At 76.2% G+C, this 815-nt stretch carries 1 protein-coding gene; it reads left to right on the forward strand.

The window, feature by feature from the left end:
* The coding region (locus tag GTW40_RS31560) for an AAA family ATPase (RefSeq protein ID WP_161183555.1) at nt 1-605 on the forward strand (605 nt) is incomplete at its 5' end.
* Between the last annotated feature and the right edge of the window lie 210 nt (nt 606-815).

Genomic DNA, 815 nt, shown 5'->3' on the forward strand with positions numbered 1-815 from the left:
CCGGCGCCCCCTTCGGCGCGCCGCCCGCCGCCGCCCCCGACCCCTCGGCCACCACCCTCGCCGTGCTGCTCATCGGCCCGGCGGGCGCGGGCAAGACCAGCGTGGCCAAGTACTGGGCGGACCACCGCCGGGTGCCCACCGCCCACATCAGCCTCGACGACGTGCGCGAGTGGGTGCGCTCGGGCTTCGCCGACCCCCAGACCGGCTGGAACGACAACTCCGAGGCGCAGTACCGCCTGGCCCGCCGCACCTGCGGCTTCGCCGCCCGCAACTTCCTCGCCAACGGGATCTCCTGCATCCTCGACGACGCGGTCTTCCCCGACCGGCCCGTGGTCGGCCTCGGCGGCTGGAAACGGCACGTCGGCCCCGGCCTGCTCCCCGTCGTCATCCTCCCCGGCCTCGACATCGTCCTGGAGCGCAACGCCGAGCGCAGCGGCAACCGCCGCCTCACCGACGAGGAGGTCGCCCGCATCCACGGCCGCATGGCCGGCTGGTACGGCTCCGGCCTCCCGATCATCGACAACTCCCAACTCGACGTCCCCGGCACCGCCCGCGTCCTGGACGAGGTCCTGACCCGCGCGATCGCGAGCCCCCCGAGCTGGTAGGGGAGGGCTGCGACGCTCAGCGGGTAGCGGGAGCGGCTGCGCCGCTCAGCCGACAGCGGGAGTGGCTGCGCCGCTCAGCCGGTAGCCGTACGGGGCAACAGCCATCGGCTCCGCCGACCGGCGCGAAGGGCTGCCGCCGCCCTCTGGCGGCCGCCTGGCGCGGGCGTTCGGTGACACCGGCGGCCGGGCGGCGCGGGCGCCGACGGCACC

Origin of the sequence: Streptomyces sp. SID4985 (assembly GCF_009863025.1) — a bacterium.
GTDB lineage: Bacteria > Actinomycetota > Actinomycetes > Streptomycetales > Streptomycetaceae > Streptomyces.